Raw genomic sequence first — 2,680 nt, forward strand, 5'->3', positions numbered from 1 at the left:
GGCCGGGGGTTGCCCGGCATGCAAGTAACTTTCTTTTGCTTCGCCAAAAGAAAGTCACCAAAGAAAAGGCGACCCTGGTTCCTGCGTCCCTACGCTTCGCTGCGGGCAACCTGCGGTGCTCGGTCCAGCCGGGGTCAAAAACAACTCGCTTCGCTCAAACAAGTTTTTGCCCTGRTCCGTCTGGACCTCCGCTCCTCGGCGCATCCACAAGGGCCAATCGGGAACGGGGACCGAATACCAAAGACAAATACCAACCAAGACTCGCCAKGGCGAGTCCTKGTTTCTTCWGGTATTCCGGGTTYTGTCTTCGGCTGTTGGGTATTYCTTCTCCCCACCCCTTCTGTMTGCGCCGAGGAGCGCAGGKYCAGGCGGATCAGGGATCGCGATTGTCTGAGCCGAAGGCGAGTTCGAGCGAGACCCCGCCTGGACCGAGCACCRCAGGTTGCCCGWAGCGAAGCGYAGGGWCGCAGACAGCAGGGTCGCCTTTTCTTTTGCTTACTTTTCTTTTGGCGAAGCAAAAGAAAAGTGAGTAGCYGCCGGGCTACCCCCGGCCAGCAACCCTCAGCAAAAAACACGTCCTGAAAATCAACCCAGCCTCAGCAAAGAGGGGAATTGGAAGAGCCGTTATTGCGCCTTCCGCAAAGTCTCCACCACTGGCGTATTCAAAACCGACCTCAACCCCCACCACCCCGCCGCCAGTGCCAGCAAAGCCCCCGCCAGGCTGCCCACCAAAGGCACCGTCCACGAACCAGTCCAGCTGAAGTCAAACACAAAGCGAGCCAAACCCCAGCCCACCGCCAGCGCAACGATGGAAGCCAGAAAGCCAGCCAGCAAACCAACGCCCGCCAATTCAGCCCGCTGCACCTGCCGCAGCAGCGAAGCACGCGCACCCACGGCCCGCATGATGGCGAATTCACGGGCGCGCTCTTCACGCGTGGCAGTGATGGCGGCGAAGAGCACGACCAGGCCCGCGGCCAGCGTGAAGCCGAACAAAAATTCCACCGCGCGTATCACCTGGTCGAGCACGCGCTGCACCTGCGCCAGGGTGCTGCTCATGTCGACATTGGTAATGTTGGGAAATGCCCTGACCAGCGTGTTGTCAAAACTCTGGGCATGCGGCTGGCCAGGCACGGCGGCTGGCGRCTCGGGTGCGCGAAAAGCGCTGATGAAGGACACAGGCACATCGGCCGGGAGCTGCGCCACCGGGTACATCACAAAGAAATTGACGCGCATGGAGCCCCAGTCGACCTTGCGCAGGCTGGTGATCTTCGCTTCACTGAGCTGGCCGCCGATGTCAAACCGCAGTGAGTCGCCTAGCTTGAGGCCCAGTGTTTTGGCCAGGCCTTCTTCCACGCTCACGGCGTCTTTTTCGCCGCCCGTCCAGCGCCCGCCGGTGACCTGGTTGTGACCGGGCATCTCGGCACTGTTGGACAAATTGAATTCGCGGTCCACCAGGCGCTTGGCGCGGTCGTCTTCAAAGTCGTCGGGCGTGACGGCCTTGCCGTTCACCGCCACCAGGCGGCCGCGGATCATGGGGTACCAGTCGAACTTCTTCACGCCGCCGTCGCGCAGCGCTTTCTGGAAAGCCTCGCCCYGCTCCGGCTGCACGTTGATGACAAAACGGTTGGGCGCATCGGGCGGCGTCGCCTTGCGCCAGCTGCTGATGAGGTCTGTGCGCAGCAGCACCAGCAGCATCAGGGCCAGCAGGCCGACCGCAAGGGCGCTGGTCTGCACCACGGCATACATGGGCCGGGCGGACAGCTGCCGCGTGGCCAGCACCAGCCAGCGCGGGGCGGTAACTTCGTTGACGCTGGTGCGCAGCAGCTTGACGGCGGCAAAACTGGCCGCGGCAAACACCAGCACCGCGCCGGCAAAACCGCCGACGGCAATCAGGCCCAGCTTCAAATCACTGCTGGCGGCGACCAGCAGGGCCGCAAAGCCGGCCACACCCACGCCCAGCACCGCCATTGACGCGGGTTTGAGGTTGCCGACGTCGCGGCGGATGACGCGCAGCGGTGGCACCTGCGCCAGCTGCAGCACCGGCGGCAGGCCAAAGGCCAGCAGCAGCGTCAGGCCCATGCCCATGCCGAACACGACGGGCCACCAGGTGGCCGCCGGCAACGCGGTTTCAACCAGCCCGGCCAGCAGCAGCACAAAGGCGTAATGCACGGCGAAACCCAGCGCCACGCCAAGGGCGCTGGCCAGCATGCCGGCCACGACAAACTCAAAGGTGTAGGCCAGGGCAATAGTGCGCTGGGGCTGGCCCAGCACGCGCAGCATGGCGCAGTCGTCCAGGTGCTTGGTGGCGAAACCGCGCGCGACGATGGCCACCGCCACCGCGCTCAGCAAGGCCGCCAGCAAGGCCACCAGGTTGAGGAATTTTTCCGCGCGGTCCAGCGTCTGCCGCATCTCGGGGCTGCCCGATTCGAGCGACTCCAATCGCACGCCGCGGATGCCCGACTCCGCGCCGGGTTTCTTGATCTCGTCGGCGGCCCACTTCACATAGGCCTTGACGGCCTTGTCGTCGCCGGCCACGGCAAAGCGGTAATTGGTGCGGCTGGCGGGCTGGATCAGGTTGGTGGCGGCCACGTCGGCCTGGTTGATCATCACGCGGGGAGAAAAGCTGATGAACCCGGCGCCGCGGTCGGGCTCCTGCACGATGACGCGGGTGACCTTGAAG

General features: G+C 64.2%; 1 protein-coding gene. It reads right to left on the minus strand.

What is annotated here, in order from left to right; all coding sequences use genetic code 11:
* Positions 1 to 624: 624 nt before the first annotated feature.
* Positions 625 to 2,680: ABC transporter permease (locus tag AC1D1P_RS20240; RefSeq protein WP_477674198.1), on the minus strand; the 2,056-nt coding region annotated here is incomplete at its 5' end.

Source organism: Polaromonas sp. P1_E1_2, assembly GCF_056406035.1.